General features: G+C 44.7%; 3 protein-coding genes. All 3 read left to right on the top strand.

Annotated features, from left to right (window positions below):
- Window positions 1–3: 3 nt before the first annotated feature.
- Genes SIO70_RS28630 through SIO70_RS28620 form a run of 3 tightly spaced genes read left to right on the top strand, consistent with a single transcriptional unit; the run spans window position 4 to window position 17,906 of the window.
- A complete protein-coding gene (locus SIO70_RS28630; RefSeq protein WP_320576663.1) occupies window positions 4–6,327 on the top strand; it encodes a non-ribosomal peptide synthetase in 6,324 nt (2,107 codons plus the stop codon).
- Between the two features lie 10 nt (window positions 6,328–6,337).
- Window positions 6,338–17,248 (top strand): non-ribosomal peptide synthetase, encoded by a 10,911-nt coding sequence (locus SIO70_RS28625; RefSeq protein ID WP_320576661.1) that lies wholly within the window; start codon window positions 6,338–6,340, stop codon window positions 17,246–17,248.
- Window positions 17,238–17,906, top strand: coding sequence for a response regulator transcription factor (locus SIO70_RS28620; protein WP_320576659.1), 669 nt, complete (start codon window positions 17,238–17,240; stop codon window positions 17,904–17,906). Before SIO70_RS28625 ends, SIO70_RS28620 begins: the two co-directional genes overlap by 11 nt.
- The last annotated feature ends 138 nt before the right edge of the window (window positions 17,907–18,044 follow it).

Genomic DNA, 18,044 nt, shown 5'->3' with positions numbered 1-18,044 from the left:
GATATGTTGGAAGATATCTATCCATTGAGCCCTATGCAGCAAGGCTTATATTACCATTGGTTAAATGAGCCGGAATCACACGCATATTTTTCTCAGATAGGGGTCACGATTAAAGGAACACTGAACATACAGCTGCTGGAAGATAGCTTACGACAGCTGGCAAATCGTCATGCGATTCTCCGTACATTTTTTACACATGCTGTTGGAGAAGAACCACTGCAGGTGGTGAGAACTGACCTGAGCCCTCTTTTTGACTATAAAGACCTTACCGGAAGCGAAGCCCTTCCGGTAACTTCATATATGGACGCCGACAGAAAGCAATCTTTTAATCTCCAATCTGGTTCACAGGTGAGATTGACGGTTTTAAAAACGGCACCTGATCAGTTCGGATTTATCTGGAGCCACCACCACATCCTGATGGATGGCTGGTGTATGCGGATATTGATTAAGGAGTTTTTCCAGATCTATTTCGGACTGGTGGATGGTAAACCTGCTCAGCTCAAACGGGTACTACCTTATTCTAATTACATCAAGTGGCTCAATAAGGAGGATAAATCGGCTTCTCTGACGTATTGGGAGCAGAATCTCGCCAATGTAGGTACAACAACCAGCATACCTTTAATTGATGCTGGAAATAGCCTGGAAATGCCCAGGGACAGGAAACATCAGATCGCTGTCAGTGGCGATACACGCGATGCCATCAGGGAATTGTGCGCCTCTTTGAATGTAACTGAAAATATATTTTTTCAATCACTGTGGGGATTATTATTGAGCAGATATAATAATACCAATGATGTGGTTTTTGGCGCAGTGGTATCTGGCAGACCCCCGGAGCTGGAGGGTGTGGAGGATATGATCGGGCTCTTCATCAATACAATACCTGTAAGGATACAGTTAAAGGAAGAGCAGCGCTTCAGCGAACTGCTGAAGGAAGTTCAGCTGAACTATGTTCATGGGAACAGACACCATTATGTACAGCTGGCAGATATACAGGCTATTGTAAAACCAGGTCATAAATTATTTGATCATATACTCGTTTACGAAAATTACCCTGACCAACCGGCTGATGCTGCTGCGGGTAAGGCTGGTCACTCTGCTGCTGCTACTCAATTTGCCCCTGTCTCACTTGAAGTGTATGAGCATACCAATTTTGATTTCTGGATTGCGATCGTGCCAGGCGCCAGCTTTACTATCAGAATTCATTATAATGAGCAACGCTACAACGAAAAGTATGTAAAACAAATCGGGGATCAGCTTATTTATCTCCTTGAGCGTATAGTTGCAAATCCTGATGTTGCGCTGCAGGAATTAGATGTACTGAACGAAGATGCACACCGGCAGCTCTTGTACGGATTCAATGGTCGTACAGTTACCTATTCAGATCAGAAAACGGTTATAGGACTTTTTGAGGAGCAGGTCAGCAAAACCCCCGATGCAGTAGCCGTCATTCATGGTGATATAAGCATGACCTTTGGAGAGCTGAATGCAAAAGCCAATGCCCTCGGTAATTATTTACAGAAGAATTATCATATTCATACAGGCGATCTGGTGGCCATCAAACAGGAGCGTAGCAACTGGATGATTACATCTGTGCTGGCTATCCTGAAAACGGGAGCTGCCTATCTTCCGTTGGATCCGGACTATCCTCAGAGCCGTGTGGATTATATCTTCAATGATAGCAGTTGCAAACTTGTTGTTGATAAAACTGAAATAGAAAAATTTCTATCGCAGGCAGATCAGTATGCCGTAAATAACCTGGCACCTGCCGGTAAGTCAACGGATCTGCTGTATGTTATTTATACCTCGGGCTCAACAGGATTTCCCAAAGGTTGTATGGTGGAGCAACGTGGCGTAATCAACCGGCTGGAGTGGATGTGGCATGAGTTCGGTTTTTCATCTGCTGATGTGATCCTGCAAAAAACGAATATCACCTTTGATGTATCAGTGCCTGAAATTTTTATGCCATTGTGTTTGGGAGCAAGGATGGTTTTATGTCCTGCTGAGGATGTCGCTAATCCTGAACGTCTGGCAGCATTGATTGCCAAAAATGGCGTAACACGTGTGCATTTTGTGCCATCAATGATGAATGAGTTTATCCCCTTGTTCTCCCGGGAGCCGGGTACAAAAGAGCAATTGCGGACAGTACGGACAGTAATGGCAAGTGGAGAAGCCTTATCAGCGGCCACTATGCAACGGTGGTATGAACATACCGATATACCGGTATATAATTTATATGGACCGACAGAAGCTTCGATTGAAGTAACCTGCTTCCGTACATCTCCTGCTGATCGTATTATTTCTATAGGCAGTCCTATATGGAATACCCGTATTTATATACTGGGCGCAAAAGACCGGCTTGTACCCATCGGGGTGCCGGGTGAGATTTGTATAGGTGGAGATGGGGTGGCAAGAGGATACCTTAACAATGAGGCGTTGACAAGTCAGAAATTTACGCCTGATCCATTTAAAGTAGGTGTACGCATATTCCGCACCGGAGATACTGGTCGCTGGTTGCCCGACGGCCAAATCGAATACCTGGGCCGGAAAGATGACCAGGTGAAAATCCGTGGCTTCCGCATAGAACCGGGAGAAATCAGCCATACACTTGAGCAGTATCCGGGTATCCAGGCCGCATTTGTTCATGCTCAGACCAGGGCTGGACATGAGGAGAAAGAACTGGTGGCATATGTGATCAGTGACAATGAACCCGACTATACAGCCATACGGTTTTTCCTCAAAAAATCACTGCCTGAATATATGGTACCCTCCTGGTATATCAGGTTGGATAAATTCCCGTTGACATTTAGTGGAAAGATTGACAGGGACAAACTGCTATCAACAGATAATCCAATTTCACATACGCATACAGGCTATGTAGCCCCACGCAATGCTAAAGAAGAAAAGCTTGTTGCCATCTGGCGCGCAGTCCTGGGTGATGTCAGGATTAGCGTCACAGACGATTTTTTCCTCAAAGGCGGGCATAGTATTAAAGCTATCCGCATGGTTGCACAGATTCATAAAACATTCAACGTAAAAGTCACCCTAAAAGATCTGTTTGCACATAGTGTACTGGAAGCACAGGCTGATATGCTTGGCAAAGCTGCCAGAAATAACTATGTGCCTATTGCCCCGGTTCATAGCCAGGAAGGATATGTCTTATCGTCGGCCCAGCTCAGAATATATGTACTTAGCCAGCTTGACCAGGGCAACGTAGCCTATACCATGCATGGTGATTATACTTTTGAAGATGGAGTCGATCTTCCCGAATTAATCTCCGCATTTAATGAATTGATCAGACGGCATGAGATTTTGCGTACAGTCTTTCGTACCAATCAGGTAGGCGAAGTAAGGCAATTTGTGAAAGATGCAGCTGACGCCGGATTTAAAATAACACGTTTTGATACGAACAATAATGAAGTTAGTGAAGCAGAACTTACTTCAGGCTTCCTGAGCACGCCTTTTGACCTTTCAGAAGGACCTCTGATAAAAGCCGCTGTGCTGCAAAACAGTGAAGGTAAAAGGAAGCTGATTTACAATATGCATCACATTATTGGTGATGAATGGTCGTTTGCAATCGTAATAAAGGAATTACTGGCATTTTATAATGCTGCTATTACTAAAAAAGCAGCGTCATTATCGCCCCTGAGGATCCATTTTAAAGACTATGCTGCCTGGGAGCAGGCACAACTGAATGGAGATGCAATAAATACGCATAAAGCATGGTGGTTAAAGCAGTTTGAAGGTGAACTGCCTGTGCTGGACCTTCCTGCGGACAAACCCCGGCCAGCTGAAAGGTCATACCGTGGTGGAGTATTAAGATACATTATACCTGCTGCAACAGTCGGCCACATCCGGCAACTAAACAATGAAGCCGGTACAACACTGTTTATGAGCCTGCTGGCCATGGTGAATATACTGTTGCACCGTTATTCAGGACAGGAAGATATTGTAGTTGGAACGGTTGTAACCGGCAGAGGGGATGCAGATCTTGATGACCAGATTGGCTGCTATCTGCGTACACTGCCATTGCGCAACCGGTTTAACGGTAATGACAATTATAAGACGATATTAGCCAATGTGCGGGAGGTAACGTTAGGTGCGTATGAACACCAGATTTATCCATTCGAAGCGCTAATTGAAGAATTGAAGATTCCACGCGACATCAGCAGGCATCCGCTGATTGACGTAATGCTTGTATTACGTGATGTAAATGGGAATAAACCGCTACACCGGGTACAGGAAATTTATGGTGGAGAAGAGTCAGCTGTTGCCAAGTTTGACCTGCTGTTTGAATTTACGGAAAGTAGTGGGGGATTACAGCTGGTGCTTGAGTATAATACTGATATTTATAAAAAGGCTTCTGTAGAGCGGATGATCCTCCATCTAGACCGTCTCATAGCGGCTGCAGTAGACCAACCAGAAAAGCCGGTTAACCAGTTGCCATATCTTCTTGAATCCGAAAAAGAGCTGCTACTGAATGCCTTTAACGATACTAACCGGCTTTTCCCTGCCACAAGTACCATGATTGACCTGTTCGAGCACCAGGTATTGCTGACGCCTTCCGCAGTGGCTGTGTCATGTAAGCAGCAGTCTATTTCATATTATGACCTGGATAAGCATTCTTCCAAACAGGCTGTGTGGTTACAATCACTCGGTATCAAAACTGGTTCGCTGGTACCTGTATGTATGGACCGGTCAATTGATATGATCACAGGTATATTGGGAATTTTAAAACTGGGAGCAGCTTATGTACCGATTGATCCTGCCTTCCCTAAAGACCGCATCAGCTATATTATTAATGATTGTAAAGCCGAGGTTGTTTTATGTGGTAAAGGAGAGCATAACAGGTTATTCAGTAACATGGATATCTGTGCAGTTGTAATGGAAGAAGATTGGGTACATATTGATGCATTGCCGGCCATCAAAACAGAATGTAAGGCAGCACCAGATCAACCCGCATATGTGATTTATACCTCAGGTTCTACCGGCAATCCGAAAGGTGTGATAGTAGAACATGCAGGCATGCTGAACCACCTGCTGGCAAAAGTGCATGACCTCTCAATAGATGAAAGTACTGTCATTGCCTTTACAGCCGCATTTACATTCGATATTTCTGTATGGCAGATGTTTGCTGCTTTAATAAAGGGTGGACAGATAGTCGTGTTCCCTGATGAGCTGATTTATGAACCATCTGCTCTGATACATGCTGTAAATGACTATAAAGTGACCATACTCGAACTGGTGCCTTCTTACCTGACTATTGCCCTCGATACAGATACGCATCCCTTGCTTGATAACCTGAAAACGTTGCTGGTGACAGGTGAGGCCGTGAGCCGTGGCTTGCTCAGCAAATGGTTTAACCACAAAGCATTCTCACATATACCGGTAGTAAATGCGTATGGGCCTACAGAGGCGTCTGATGACATCTGTCACTACTTTATGCAGTATACACCAGATAGTATTAATGTGCCGATAGGAAAGCCCATACAAAATACACGTATCTACATTCTGAATCCTGCACATGAGCTATGTCCCGTAGGAATAGCTGGTGAGATATGTGTAGCTGGTATTGGGGTGTCCCGTGGATATCTGAATATGCCTGCATTGACAGCCGAGCGGTTTGTTGCCGATCCATTTGGTAATGGCACCTATAAGATGTATAAGACAGGTGATATAGGGCGGTGGTTGCCGGATGGTAATATTGAATACCTGGGCCGTCGTGATGAACAGGTCAAAATACATGGTTACAGAATTGAACTGGGCGAAGTAGAACATGCCATGAAAGAGTGTGCAATAGTAAATGAAGCGGTGGCAATACCAGTAGCATCTGAAGGTGGTAGCAAGCGCCTGGTAGGATATATCGTACCAAACGGACAATTCGACAAAGATTCAATTCTCACCTTCCTGCGAAACAGGTTGCCGCATTATCTGGTACCATCAGAATTGATAGAATTGAGCACATTGCCGCTTACTACAAATGGTAAACTGGATAAAAAAGCACTGCCTGTCCCTGGTGTGTTGCCTGAAGGAAATAAAATAATTGTAGCTGCACGCACCGAAACCGAAGAACAGCTGTGCGATATATGGAAGGAAGTTTTAGGCAGGGACGAAATTGGTATCACCGAGAATTTCTTCGAAGCGGGTGGGCAAAGTCTGAAAGCTATCCAGATGATCGCCAGGATCAATACCACCTTTAATGTAAAGGTTTCTATTCAAAGCATTTTCAAAGACGGTACCATTGAGAACATTGCAGGCCAGATTGACTTCCTGCAGGAGCAGCACAACCAAAGACAAAAAAAGAAAGAACTGATTCAAATAGAAATATAATCTTGTCTATATGAAAAAACTATTGATGGATTTGAAGGAAAATAATATCCTGCTGGAAGTTGTAGACGGCGAACTGAAAGTTTTCGCAGAAACGAGTCCGGATCCATCGCTGATAGCTGAAATCAAAAAGCGTAAGGCGGAACTTTTACAGATCTTGTCAGGCAATGGTGGGTCAGCAATGAGAGATACGTCTGATTTTTTGATACCATTGGCCAGCCGCGAAACGGGTTATGTGCTTTCATCTTCGCAAAAGCGGTTATGGTTGCTGAACCAGCTGGAACCAGATAGTGCAGCCTATAACCTGAGAGGTATCCATGTTTTTGAAGGTGAAATTGACCAGGTTGCACTTGATTATGCTTTTAATAACCTGATACTCCGCCATGAGGTATTACGGACCGTGTTCCAGTCTGATGCCGCAGGAGAAGTGAAACAGTATGTGAAAGAACCTGATGCAGCAGGCATCACCCTGACCCGCATCGATTTTCGTAATAGAGATGCAGCTGCTTTAAATGAACTTATACTGAAGGAAATCAGTGCACCGTTTGATCTTTCAGCAGGACCATTAATTCGCGCCACACTTTACCAGACCGGATCGGGCAGCTGGGTATTTTGTTTTTTCATGCATCACATTATTGGTGATGCATGGTCTACCGGTGTGTTGATCCGCGAATTGTTGACCCTGTACAATGCACATCTCAACGGACAACCCAACCCGCTTAAACAGTTGCGAATCCAATACAAAGATTATGCAGTATGGCAACAGCATACACTGGTCAGTATGGAGGGGAAGCAACAACGTGCGTATTGGTTAAAGCAGTTTGAAGGTGACATCCCGGTACTAAAACTACAGACAGGTAAGGTGAGGCCTGCCAGGAAAAGTGAACAAGGTAGTGTTTGTAATTATACGATCAATTCCCGGCTTACAGAAAATATCAAAAAGCTGATTGCAAATGAGCGGGGTACCGTGTTCATGGGGATGCTTGCGCTGGTGAATACATTATTTTATAAATATACCGGGCAGGAAGATATTATAATAGGTACGTCCATCGCAAGCAGGGAGAACCTGGAGCTCGAAAACCAGATTGGTTTTTATGTCAATACCCTACCGTTGAGAACGCGTTTTGATGGAAATGATAATTTCAGTAATTTATTCAATAAAGTACGCGAAGTTACGCTTGGTGCCTATTCGCATCAGGCTTATCCATTTGATGAGCTGGTCGATGCACTCAATATAGAGCGTGATAACAGCAGGCATCCGTTGTTCGATGTGATGGTCGTGCTGCAGAATATTAATATTTCAGGCCGCGAAGAAGAGCAGAAGTTAAACGGTGTACGTGTCAGTAGTTTTGATGGGGCGTCGCATGTGGTCAATAAATTTGATCTGACATTCTTTGTCACTGATACCGGAAAAGAACTGGTACTGAGAATCGTTTATAACAAAGATATTTATGATGAGCAGCTGATCAATCGTATGGCTGTTCACCTGGAGCATCTGATCGATGCAGTGACGGGTGCCCCTGCGTTGACCTTAAAAAAACTGGATATACTGGATGAATCTGAAAGAAGCCAGTTACTGGAAGATTTTGGAGCTTCGGCTGTAACATACCCCGAAGGGAAAAATATTGCTTCTCTCTTTGATGAGCAGGTAGAGAAAACACCCGGCACAATTGCGCTGATTGCTGGTAATAACCAGCTGACTTACAAGGAACTGCATGAAAAAGCAAACCGTTTGGCAACCTACCTGACAACAGACTGCAGGATAGGCGCTAATGACCGGGTAGCCATCATGATGGAGCGGTCAGAAAAAGTGCTCATTGCTGTCATGGGGGTGTTAAAGGCGGGAGCCGCTTACATCGTAATCGAACCCGATACTCCCAAAGCAAGACAGGCTTACATCATGTCAGATGCAGAAGTAAAGGTGCTGGTTACCCAAACGGACTATGTATTTGATTTAGACTATTTTGAGGGACATATTTTCGCGCTGGATATACAGATTGATACTATTCCTTCATCTGCTCCGATAAGTCCCGTAATCAGTCCGGAACACCTCGCGTATGTGGTATATACGTCAGGGACCACAGGACAACCCAAAGGGGTGATGGTGACGCATGGCAACGTTATAGATTATTTCTATGGATTGCTGGCGGCTACGAATGTTAACGCGTGTAGTAGTTTTGGACTTGTTTCAACAATGGCGGCAGATCTGGGGAATACCGTTGTCTATGCTGCATTATTAACCGGAGGGACTTTACAGATATTTTCTGTGGAGGAAGCGATTGATGCAAAAAGGATGGCCGGGCAGCAATTGGATTGTATAAAGATTGTACCCTCCCATTGGAAGGCCCTGCAGGATGGGGAGCAGCTGTTCCTGCCTGAAAAGTGCCTGATATTCGGCGGTGAGGCCCTTACGGGGGATGTGATCGAAATCATCCGGAAGGCACCTGCTATTTGTGAAGTATATAATCACTATGGGCCATCTGAAACAACCATAGGTAAACTGTTAAACAAGGTAGACAAAATTGAAAGTAATATTCCACTGGGTAAACCATTTGGGAATACAGATATCTATATACTGAATGAAGATGGAAGTCTGCTACCACAGGGTGTAGCAGGGGAAATATACATTGGTGGCCGTGGTGTGGCTGCCGGCTATCTGAACCGTCCGGAACTGACTGCGCAAAAGTTTGTTCCGGATCCGTTTGGTAAAACAGCACGTATCTACAGGACAGGCGATAATGGCCTATGGCTTCCTGACGGCAAGGTCCTCTTCCTTGGGAGGAAAGATGATCAGGTGAAAATCCGCGGATATCGCATCGAGTTAGCCGAAATAGAGCGTACATTGCTGGCCTTCGAAGGTATTTCTGCCGCTGTTGTAACAGCCCGTACGCACCTGGGTGGAGATAAAGAACTGGTAGGCTATTGGGTAAGCATTGAAGAAATTGATGTGCCCACACTGCGTACCTACCTGACTAACAGCCTGCCTGGCTATATGGTTCCTCCATACCTGCTCAGACTGGACCAACTGCCTGTCACCGCAAATGGTAAAATTGACAGAAAGCGTTTGCCTGCTCCGGAAAGTGCCGCTAATGCGGGGTTTGTAGCACCACGCAACAACATAGAACGGCAGCTGGTGGGTTTATGGCAGGAAGTATTGAATAGAGCACAGGTGAGTGTAACGGATAATTTCTTTGATATTGGCGGACATAGTTTACGGGCTACCAGGTTAGTCAGCCTGATACATAAAACATTCCAGGTAAATATAGGTCTCCGGGATATTTTCGCAACACTTGTACTGGAAGACCAGGCAAGGCTGATTGCCAATGCCCGCCATGCGTCATGGGCGCCCATTGAACCGGCGCCGGCATCATTGTTTGGTTATCCGTTATCTTCATCTCAATACAGGCTTTGGGTATTGAGTCAATACGAAGAAGGCAATGTTGGCTATAATGTGCCTGCTGCACATGTGTTTGAAGGTAATCTGAATGCAGGTGCGCTGAATGCGGCATTAAAGGCCCTCATTGACCGTCACGAAATATTGAGGACAGTGTTCCGGGAAGACAGGCAGGGACAGGTGAAACAATTTATTTTGTCTGCCGACGAACCATTCTTTCAGCTGGTCGTGCATGACCTCAGTGATCAGGCCGGACAGGAAGAGAAGGCGCGGGAGTTGGTTGACGAAGCATTTCACTCACCATTTGATCTTGCCTGCGGCCCGCTTATCCGCACAGCTTTGATACGCCTGTCAGATGATAAATGGATCTTTACTTATGTCATGCATCACATTATCAGCGACGCGTGGTCAAAGGGCATTCTGATAAAAGAATTACTCTTCCTGTATAATGGTTACCTGAATGGCGATGTACAGGAACTGCCTAAGCTGAAAATACAATATAAAGATTTTGCCGTATGGCAACATAACCGGCTTCATGATGGTAGTCTGGACGTACATAAGGGCTACTGGTTGGAGAAATTTGAAGGAGAATTACCGGTGCTTGAAATGCCGGCAGATAAACCCCGGCCTGTAAGAAGGACCTACAATGGTGCATTTGCCAACAGGAAGATCAGTAAGCAAACCATTGACCGGGTTAAATCATTGAATAAAGGGCAGGAAAGTACCTTGTTTATTACACTGACCGCAGCGGTAAACGTTTTGTTATACCGGTATACCGGACAGGAGGATATCATCACCGGTACACTGACAGCAGGTCGTGAATATTCTGGGTTGGAAGACCAGATCGGTTTTTATATCAATACCCTTCCATTGAGGGCCAGGTTTAAGGGAACTGATAACTTTCTAGACCTGCAGCAATATATTGGACAGCTTTCCCTGGATGCATTTGAGCACCAGCAATATCCTTTTGATGAATTGATCAAAGACCTGGAAATACAGCACGACAGCAGTAGAAACCCGCTGTTCGATGTGTGTATCGTACTCCAGAATGCCAGAAATGAAAATGATGCAAAAGGCGATCTCCAGGGGCTGGCTGGCAGTAACTATCAAACAGGTAAAAAAATTTCCAGCAGATTTGACCTCATCTTTGATTTTGTTGAACATGAAGACTACGTTAGGGCTGGCCTTGTATATAATACTGATATTTATAAACACAGTACTGCTGAACGGTTGTTGCAGCACCTGGAGCAGCTGCTTGACGTGATTGTGAATGAACCAGGCAAGCCGGTTAAACAGCTGGATTACCTGAGTGATACAGAAAAACAACAATTATTATACGGATTTAATGATACCCGGTTTCCTTACCCACACGATAAAACAATTACAGCACTGTTCCGCGAACAGGCATCGTTATCACCTGCCAGCATAGCGCTTATAGCCGGTAATACCATCCTCACCTATGCAACACTGGATGAACAGTCGGATAAACTGGCGGTTTACCTGCAGGAAAAGCATGGTGTAGGGCAAGGCGATTTTGTCGGCATCCTGATGGAGCGATCAGAACAACTGGTCATTGCTATACTGGGTATAATGAAGGCTGGTGCTGCCTATGTGCCGGTAGATACTGTTTTCCCCGATGACAGGAAACTGTATTTGTTAATGGAAGCAGGTTGTAAAGTGGTGATTACCCAGTTGGATTATATATCTGGATTACATGCTTTTGAAGGAGGCCTGGTGGAAATGGAAATCGAAGCACCTGCTATAGCGGCATGCGAGCGATTCCCTTTATCTGACATAGATAGCACCGCAGTTGCATATGTCATGTATACCTCCGGGTCTACAGGTATGCCTAAAGGCGTGCTTATTCCGCATCGTGCTGTTGTGCGGTTGGTAAAGCCAGGCAATTTTGCAGCAGTAGCGTCTACAGATACGCTATTGTCTACCGGTGCCGTTGCATTTGATGCTACAACTTTTGAATACTGGAGCATGTTACTGAATGGTGGTATCCTGGTATTGTGTGACAACAATACTTTGCTGGATAGCACAAAACTATCTGCACTTATTAAGCAGCATCGGGTCACCATAATGTGGTTTACATCCGGATGGCTGAACCAGCTTGTGGATGAAGATCTCATGGTATTTGATCAGTTAAAAACAATCCTGGTAGGAGGGGACCGGTTATCTGCAACACATATTCATCTCTTACAACAGCAGTATCCTGATCTGCGTATCATCAATGGCTATGGGCCTACTGAAAATACTACCTTTTCTACCACCGCTACGCTCGCACCAGGTGTTGAACCTATAACTATAGGTCGCCCTATTGACAACAGCATTGCCTATATACTGGATGATGAAGGACAGTTATGCCCGGTTGGTGTAAATGGTGAGATACATGTGGGAGGTGGGCTGGCTACAGGCTATTTGAAAAATGAAGAACTGACAAAAGCAAAATTTATCCCGGATCCATTCAGGGAAAATGAGCGCATATATAAAACGGGGGATCTTGGTCGCTGGATGCCAGATGGCAATATCCTGTTTATTGGTAGAAAGGACGATCAGGTGAAGATCAATGGATACCGGGTAGAACCTGGTGAAATAGCGCATGTGCTCCAGACTTGTCCGGGTGTGCGGTCTTCAGTTGTAACAGTAAACGTATTGCACAATGGGGAGAAAGAACTGGTGGCCTATTATGTAGCAGATAAGCAGCTCGATGCTCCCACCGTGAAATATTTCCTTGCTGACAAGCTACCGGTATTTATGGTGCCAGCATATCTTATTCAGCTGGATGAACTGCCACTTAACCTGAATGGTAAGGTGGATAGAAAAAGATTACCGCGTCCGCAGGCATACCTGGCAGCAGATCAATCGGCCTTTGTTGCACCACGTAACAAAACCGAAGAAAAGTTACTGAGTATCTGGCAGGAGATCTTATTAAGACAGGAGATCAGTGTAAAGGACAACTTCTTTGATGTCGGTGGTCATAGCTTAAGGGCCACTCGGCTTGTAAGCCTTATCCACAAGGCATTTGAAATTAATATAGGACTGAAGGACATATTCGCCATACCTGTACTGGAAGATCAGGCAATATTCATCGAATCGGCCAGACAGGAAACCTTTGTACCTATTTTGCCTGTGGCTGTATCTTCCTCAGGATACCCGTTATCAGCTTCGCAATATCGCCTATGGATATTATGCCATTTTGAAGATGTTAACGTTGCTTACAATGTAAAAGATGTGCAGGTATTCAGGGGATCACTTAACAGTGATGCACTGGTATATGCATTTAATGAACTGATAGCCCGGCATGAGATAATGCGTACCGTATTTCGGGAAGACGAGGACGGCCATGTGAAACAATTTGTTCTGTTGCATGGGGAGTTAAATTTTAACATTGCTATGCATGACCTGCGTGAAAAGGCTGACCGGGTAGAAATGGCCAGACAATTAGTCCAGGAAGATTTTACATGCTCCTTCGACCTGTCTGCAGGACCGCTGATCAGGGCAAGCCTTATCCGTACCGCTGAAGATGAATGGATATTTACCTATATCACCCATCATATCATTAGTGATGGATGGTCCAGGAGTATCATCATGCACGAGCTGATGTCCTTCTATCATGGGTATCTCAACGCGCAGGCCCCAGCCCTCAGACCATTGCACATTCAATATAAGGATTTTTCTGTTTGGCAGCAGGAACAGCTATCAGCGGATAAACAGGAGCATCACAAAGCCTATTGGTTAGGGCAGTTTGCAGGCTCATTACCAGTGATAGACCTGCCTGCAGACAAACCCAGACCTGCGGTAAAGACATACCGTGGTGCTGCGGTAAGGACGAAGCTTAGCAAGCCGGTCAGTGATGGTATTCGCCTGCTGGCGGAGGAACATGACAGCACGCTGTTCATGGGGCTGGTGGCGGCTGTTAATGTCCTGCTTTACAGGTATACCTCCCAGGAAGATATCGTTATCGGCTCACCCATCGCTGGCAGGGAACATGCAGACCTGGAAGATCAGATAGGTTTTTATGTGAATACCCTTGCCCTACGTACGAGATTTAAGGGAGATGATACTTTTAATAAATTGCTTGAAAATGTAAGAGAGGTGGCTTTAGGAGCATATGAACACCAGATCTATCCTTTCGATAAGCTGGTGGCAGACCTGCAACTACAACGTGACAGAAGCCGTAATCCGCTGTTCGACATCCAGGTGATTGTACAGAATGCGGGACAGATCATGCAGTCGCAGTATACAAGTGATCAGGGGTTGGCCATGGAAGGTTATGGAGATGCCGTTCCTGCTACCTGTGTATTTGATATGGTATTTGACTTTAACGAAACGCCAGATGGCCTGAAACTGCGTATCGCATACAATTGTGATATATATAGCGACTGGCTGGTGTCGCAGCTGGGCAGGCATCTTGAACAATTGCTGACTGGGATCATCGAATCACCAGACAGTCCGATCAATCAGCTAGAATTCCTTGACAGCCTTGATAAGCAATTATTGCTACCGGAAGCGGCTGTCAGACCGATAGTATATCCTGACCGGACAATTACCGACCTTTTTGAAGAGCAGGTATTGCTTACACCTGATCAGACTGCGCTCGTATCAGGCGTTGCTTCATTTACCTATACATCGTTGAATGATAAGGCAAATGAACTGGCAGTTTACCTGCAACAAACATACGACCTGAAAAGTAATGAACTTGTGGGGATTGTATTGGATAGGTCAGAAAGTATCGCTATTGCCATTTTAGGCATTTTAAAGGCAGGTGGGGCTTATGTATTTATTCATCCGGAATATCCAAGGACCAGAAAAGAATACCTTATCAAAGATACAGGGATTAAATTGCTGCTCACAAAAGCAGAGAACCTGTTTGACCTGGATTTCTATGAAGGGCCTATTCATGCCGTAGATATGCCTACGAATACTGTTGGACAGCGACCACAAAAACGGTCAGGGCCTGAAGATTTGATGTATGTCATCTATACATCCGGCTCCACGGGAGCACCAAAGGGAGTAGCGATTACCCACAGAGGACTTGTCAATACAGTTCAAGCGGTTAAGCCAGTGTTGGATGTACCGGCAGGAACCAATAGTCTTCAGTTGGCCTCCTGGTCATTTGATGCATCGGTATTTGAAATGTTTTGCGCCCTTACAGGCGGCCAGGCTCTGCATATTGTAGATGAGGAAACCCGCAAAAATCCAAACCTGCTGCAGGATTATATTATAAGCAACAATATAGGTTTTGCCGTGATCACACCAGCCTACCTCAGGATGCTGGAAATAGATAAGATCCGGACGATCAAAAAACTAGTTACAGCAGGTGAAGCTGCCATTGCAGATAAAGCCCGTGAGTACCTGCAATATGGAACATATTTTAATGCATATGGTCCGACAGAAACGAGCATTTGTGTAACAGTCATGACTATACCGGCGCATGGTACTATTACGAAAGACAATGTACCCATTGGATTGCCCATTAGTAATAGTCCCGTTTATATTCTTGATAATAATCATCGCCTGGTGCCAGCCGGTGTAGCTGGTGAAATATGTGTAGGTGGCGCAGGATTGGCAAAGGAATACCTGAACAAACCTGAACAGACGGTTGAAAAATTTGTTCCAAATCCCTTTATCGCCGGTGAGCGGATGTATAAAACTGGAGATCTTGGTAGATGGCTGCCAGATGGAAATATAGAATACCTTGGTCGAAAAGACGAACAGGTAAAGATCAATGGGTACCGCATAGAGCCAGCTGAAATTGAACAAGCCCTGAAATTTTACCCTGAAGTGAAAGAAGCGGTAGTAGTAGTGCAGGAGCAGGAAGATCGCAAAGAACTGGTGGCATACGTTGTTGGCACAGCACCATTATATACAAGTGATCTCGTTGTACATCTTACCAATCATATTCCGGTTTTCATGTTGCCGGCCAGGTTTGTTCAACTGGAAGTGCTGCCAATAACCACTAATGGCAAAGTAGACAAAAAAGCACTACCATTGTTTGATGAATCTGCTACATCTATTGAGAAGAAATATATCGCACCTGCAAACGAAATAGAGACCACACTTGTATCCATCTGGGAAGAAGTATTAGGTCGTGACAGGATCAGTACCCACGATGATTACTTTGAACTGGGAGGCGATTCACTGAAGGCGATGGTCATCCTTAAGCGAATATTGGATACAACGGGTACCTCCATCACAATGAAAGTCCTGTTTGAAGAAAAAACGATAGAAGCTATCGCAAGGCATATTCCTGCAGCTGTATTGGCTGTACCATCCTATAACCAACTGGCTTATTTCTCCGACTGGCTCAGGAAGGGAGATGATCTCATCGTGGTGCCATATGAAGCAGACAATATAGACATCAGTTATCTCACTACAGCAGTGAACCAGCTTGCCGACCGACATGAGGTATTGAGAACATCCTTTGTGCTGTTTAATGGTAGTATCATGCAGCGAATATTACCGCCTGGTAGTTTGCAGATAGTGGTAGAAGAAACAATGCTTTCTGGAAAAGAAAATGATAAGGAAAGTCTGATCAAAATTGCCCATACCTGGGAACCAAACCTGTCGAAAGGGCCGCTGTTCCAGGTGAATTTATATCACTGGGAGGATAACCGGTCACTGGTATTGATCTCTATGCACCACATTATTTCCGATGGTTATTCAATAGGTGTGCTGAAAAAGGAACTGACAACGCTGTATACGGCAGCGGTGTTAAAAGGGAATGCCCCAGCCCCTTTAAAATATCAGTACCGGCATTTTTCCGCCTGGCAGCACAAATTTGTCAACAATGCTGATGGGAAAGCGAGCCAGCAATACTGGTTGGATAAGTTACAAGGAAGCTGCTTGGCGGTGAACTTCCCTGCTTACGAGAGCGACAGCGCCGGTATGAATAATCTGGCAGCCTTGCTCGAAGCTGAATTGTACGCAAAGGTAGACCGTTTTGCCAGGAAGAATGGATTGACGAAGACCAGTTTATTACTAGGTGTATTGTACCTGATGTTGCATCAGCTAACTAATCAGGAGGATATTACCGTCATGACAACTGTGTCTGGAAGGAATTCAAGATGCTACCAGGATATGGATGTATCCGGGCTAATTGGCTTCTTTGCCAACCTGGTAGCTGTTAGAAATAAACTGTCAGATCCGGGAAATATCATCAACCATCTTAAGCAGGTCCAATCTGGTTTCCTGGACGATCTGCATCATGATGCCTATCCGTTTGAAAAGCTGGTTCATGAACTCTTTGCCGACAATGCAGACAAATCACTTGCTTCAGCCGTATTCTTCAATTATCATAACTATGACTATAATAAAGAAGTAAACCATGCAAGCCGAGTAAATGATGATGTGAAAACGGGGGAAAATATGACGCATTATGCGTTGGTGGTTGTGGTGAAGGAATATAAGAACTGCCTTAAATTTAACTTCATCTTCAACGGGCATATTTTCCCATATGCGCAGCGTGTCCATATCAGAGATCTTTTTGTGAAACAATTAAATCAGGTGATCGATGCAGATTGATCCTATTACAGTTGCTATTGTCGATGAACATCTTTTGTTCCGCAGGGTGCTATGTGATTTTCTTAATAGAAGAGATAACATACAGGTGGTATTTGATGGCGCATGTCTGTCAGAACTGGATACAGTTCAGGAATCGCTGCACTTTAATGTATTAATAACAGATGTGTCTATCTACCAGAAGACTGCAAGAGAAAGGTTGCTTCGTATAAAGACGCTCTATCCTGCAGCCGGTGTTTTGTTGCTTTCCATAATGACGGATATCAATTGGATGAGCGACCTGCTGGAAATGGGTATTCAGGGTTGTATATCTAAACAGGAGGATCCGGACGAGCTGCTGAATGCTTTATCTGTTATTGCCTCAGGTAAGCTGTATAAAAATGTTTTATTTACGGAAATGCTCTATCACAACCAGCAGTATGGCAGCCGTATGACAAAAAAACCTACGTATCATTCCCTCTCAGAAAGAGAAGAAGCCTTACTGCGGCTACTATGGGAAGAAAAAAATAATATAGAGATCGCTCAGGAAATTCTCTTGAGCGTCCGCTCTGTAGAAAAACTGAAGCAGGATCTGAGAGAAAAGCTAAAGGTCAGGTCAGTAACCGGGCTGTTGCGATATGCTGTTGAAAAAGGAATATATTCCATTGATTCCCCCTTTTAGGAAAAACCGTAACGAAAATTAGTAAAACTCCTAATCATCCTTTTACCTCATAACTGTAATTTGGATGGTCAGTCATATTTGAAGTCCATAAAAACCCATTCCATAAGACAATATCCGACACGTTAATCTACCATAGTG

The sequence above is a fragment of the Chitinophaga sancti genome, from assembly GCF_034087045.1.
Taxonomy (GTDB): domain Bacteria; phylum Bacteroidota; class Bacteroidia; order Chitinophagales; family Chitinophagaceae; genus Chitinophaga; species Chitinophaga sancti_B.
This window is presented reverse-complemented; position numbering and strand designations above follow the sequence as displayed.